Genomic DNA, 4,158 nt, shown 5'->3' with positions numbered 1-4,158 from the left:
AGCTAACCGGTCCCCTTAACGTTCCAGCACCGGGCAGGCGTCAGTCCGTATACATCGCCTTACGGCTTCGCACGGACCTGTGTTTTTAGTAAACAGTCGCTTCTCGCTGGTCTCTGCGGCCACCCCCAGCTCAGACAGCAAGTGTCATCACCAGACGTGGCCCCCCTTCTCCCGAAGTTACGGGGGCATTTTGCCGAGTTCCTTAACCATAGTTCACCCGAACGCCTCGGTATTCTCTACCAGACCACCTGAGTCGGTTTAGGGTACGGGCCGCCATGAAACTCGCTAGAGGCTTTTCTCGACAGCATAGGATCATCCACTTCACCACAATCGGCTCGGCATCAGGTCTCAGCCTTAATGTGCGGCGGATTTGCCTACCACACGGCCTACACCCTTACCCCGGGACAACCACCGCCCGGGCTGGACTACCTTCCTGCGTCACCCCATCACTTACCTACTACAAGTCTGGTTCGTCGGCTCCACCACTCCCCATCACCCCGAAGGGATCAAGGGCGGCTTCACGGACTTAGCATCGCCTGCCTCGATATTGGGCGTTTCAAAGCGGGTACCGGAATATCAACCGGTTGTCCATCGACTACGCCTGTCGGCCTCGCCTTAGGTCCCGACTTACCCTGGGCAGATCAGCTTGACCCAGGAACCCTTGGTCAATCGGCGCACACGTTTCCCACGTGTGTATCGCTACTCATGCCTGCATTCTCACTCGTGAACCGTCCACAACTCGCTTCCACGGCTGCTTCACCCGGCACACGACGCTCCCCTACCCAACCCAACGGGCGTTAGCCCTCATGCTGGATTGACACGACTTCGGCGGTACGCTTGAGCCCCGCTACATTGTCGGCGCGGAATCACTTGACCAGTGAGCTATTACGCACTCTTTCAAGGATGGCTGCTTCTAAGCCAACCTCCTGGTTGTCTCTGCGACTCCACATCCTTTCCCACTTAGCGTACGCTTAGGGGCCTTAGTCGATGCTCTGGGCTGTTTCCCTCTCGACCATGGAGCTTATCCCCCACAGTCTCACTGCCGCGCTCTCACTTACCGGCATTCGGAGTTTGGCTAAGGTCAGTAACCCGGTAGGGCCCATCGCCTATCCAGTGCTCTACCTCCGGCAAGAAACACACGACGCTGCACCTAAATGCATTTCGGGGAGAACCAGCTATCACGGAGTTTGATTGGCCTTTCACCCCTAACCACAGGTCATCCCCCAGGTTTTCAACCCTGGTGGGTTCGGTCCTCCACGAAGTCTTACCTCCGCTTCAACCTGCCCATGGCTAGATCACTCCGCTTCGGGTCTTGAGCGCGCTACTGAATCGCCCTATTCGGACTCGCTTTCGCTACGGCTTCCCCACACGGGTTAACCTCGCAACACACCGCAAACTCGCAGGCTCATTCTTCAAAAGGCACGCAGTCACGACATGCGAGCAGAACTCGCATGCGACGCTCCCACGGCTTGTAGGCACACGGTTTCAGGTACTATTTCACTCCGCTCCCGCGGTACTTTTCACCATTCCCTCACGGTACTATCCGCTATCGGTCACCAGGGAATATTTAGGCTTAGCGGGTGGTCCCGCCAGATTCACACGGGATTTCTCGGGCCCCGTGCTACTTGGGTATCACTCAAGCAAGCCGTCCACATTTCGACTACGGGGGTCTTACCCTCTACGCCGGGCCTTTCGCATGCCCTTCGTCTACATGAACGGTTTCTCACTCGCCTCACGGCCGGCAGACCGTGAAAGAGCAACCCCACAACCCCGCATGCGCAACCCCTGCCGGGTCTCACACACATACGGTTTGGCCTCATCCGGTTTCGCTCGCCACTACTCCCGGAATCACGGTTGTTTTCTCTTCCTGAGGGTACTGAGATGTTTCACTTCCCCTCGTTCCCTCCACACTGCCTATGTGTTCAGCAGCGGGTGACAGCCCATGACGACTGCCGGGTTTCCCCATTCGGAAACCCCCGGATCAAAGCCTGGTTGACGACTCCCCGGGGACTATCGCGGCCTCCCACGTCCTTCATCGGTTCCTGGTGCCAAGGCATCCACCGTGCGCCCTTAAAAACTTGGCCACAGATGCTCGCGTCCACTGTGCAGTTCTCAAGCAACGACCAGCCACCCACCACCCCACACCCGAAAGATGTGAGTTCACCGGGGCCGGCATCGCGAAGATGTGAGCAACGCTCGCACCCTCAGACACCCAACAACGTGCCCAACACCCTCCCACCAGACCCGAACCGCGTTCCACACCCCGAGGGGTAGTACTGGCGCCAGGCTTGGCGTGAGAGTGCCGAATAATCAACGTTCCACCCATGAGCAACCAGCACCGGACACTCGCCGGTGTACTGGCCCCTTGACCACACACCCCGAAGGGGCGGGCGGTAAGAAGTGCTCCTTAGAAAGGAGGTGATCCAGCCGCACCTTCCGGTACGGCTACCTTGTTACGACTTCGTCCCAATCGCCAGTCCCACCTTCGACAGCTCCCTCCCCACAAGGGGGTTGGGCCACCGGCTTCGGGTGTTACCGACTTTCGTGACGTGACGGGCGGTGTGTACAAGGCCCGGGAACGTATTCACCGCAGCAATGCTGATCTGCGATTACTAGCAACTCCGACTTCATGGGGTCGAGTTGCAGACCCCAATCCGAACTGAGACCGGCTTTTTGAGATTCGCTCCGCCTCGCGGCATCGCAGCTCTTTGTACCGGCCATTGTAGCACGTGTGCAGCCCAAGACATAAGGGGCATGATGACTTGACGTCGTCCCCACCTTCCTCCGAGTTGACCCCGGCAGTCTCCTGTGAGTCCCCATCACCCCGAAGGGCATGCTGGCAACACAGAACAAGGGTTGCGCTCGTTGCGGGACTTAACCCAACATCTCACGACACGAGCTGACGACAGCCATGCACCACCTGTACACCGACCACAAGGGGGACCCTGTCTCCAGGGTTTTCCGGTGTATGTCAAGCCTTGGTAAGGTTCTTCGCGTTGCGTCGAATTAAGCCACATGCTCCGCTGCTTGTGCGGGCCCCCGTCAATTCCTTTGAGTTTTAGCCTTGCGGCCGTACTCCCCAGGCGGGGAACTTAATGCGTTAGCTGCGGCACCGACGACGTGGAATGTCGCCAACACCTAGTTCCCAACGTTTACGGCGTGGACTACCAGGGTATCTAATCCTGTTCGCTCCCCACGCTTTCGCTCCTCAGCGTCAGTAATGGCCCAGAGATCCGCCTTCGCCACCGGTGTTCCTCCTGATATCTGCGCATTTCACCGCTACACCAGGAATTCCGATCTCCCCTACCACACTCTAGCCTGCCCGTATCGAATGCAGACCCGGGGTTAAGCCCCGGGCTTTCACATCCGACGCGACAAGCCGCCTACGAGCTCTTTACGCCCAATAATTCCGGACAACGCTTGCGCCCTACGTATTACCGCGGCTGCTGGCACGTAGTTAGCCGGCGCTTCTTCTGCAGGTACCGTCACTTTCGCTTCTTCCCTGCTGAAAGAGGTTTACAACCCGAAGGCCGTCATCCCTCACGCGGCGTCGCTGCATCAGGCTTTCGCCCATTGTGCAATATTCCCCACTGCTGCCTCCCGTAGGAGTCTGGGCCGTGTCTCAGTCCCAGTGTGGCCGGTCGCCCTCTCAGGCCGGCTACCCGTCGTCGCCTTGGTGGGCCATCACCCCACCAACAAGCTGATAGGCCGCGGGCTCATCCTTCACCGCCGGAGCTTTCAACCCCACCTCATGCGAGGCGGGATGGTATCCGGTATTAGACCCCGTTTCCAGGGCTTGTCCCAGAGTGAAGGGCAGATTGCCCACGTGTTACTCACCCGTTCGCCACTAATCCACCCCGAAGGGCTTCATCGTTCGACTTGCATGTGTTAAGCACGCCGCCAGCGTTCGTCCTGAGCCAGGATCAAACTCTCCGTGAATGCTTGCCCGTGATCGGGCACTCACCACGAGAGCGGTGCACGCCGGGAGGAATAGTCCCGACGGCACACAGCGTCCTCGCTGTGATTTTTCAAAGGAACCTCATCCCCTCAACCAGCCCGAGATACGGACTGCCGAGTGGACGGGGTATCAACTAATCTGGCGTTGATTTTTGGCACGCTGTTGAGTTCTCAAGGAACGAACGCTTCCTTCGTACTCAC

Annotated in this window: 2 rRNA genes; both read right to left on the bottom strand. The window is 58.5% G+C overall.

The features are described 5' to 3' along the window. Nucleotides 1-2,084 (bottom strand): 23S ribosomal RNA (locus tag NX801_RS30480); the annotation flags it as partial. A 327-nt stretch (nucleotides 2,085-2,411) separates the two neighbouring features. Next, nucleotides 2,412-3,939, bottom strand: a 16S ribosomal RNA gene (locus tag NX801_RS30475). Nucleotides 3,940-4,158: the final 219 nt, after the last annotated feature.

The sequence above is a fragment of the Streptomyces pyxinae genome (genome assembly GCF_024756275.1).
Classification (GTDB): Bacteria; Actinomycetota; Actinomycetes; order Streptomycetales; family Streptomycetaceae; genus Streptomyces; species Streptomyces pyxinae.
The sequence above is the reverse complement of the archived record's forward strand: the minus strand, read 5'-3'. Positions and strand labels throughout refer to the sequence as shown.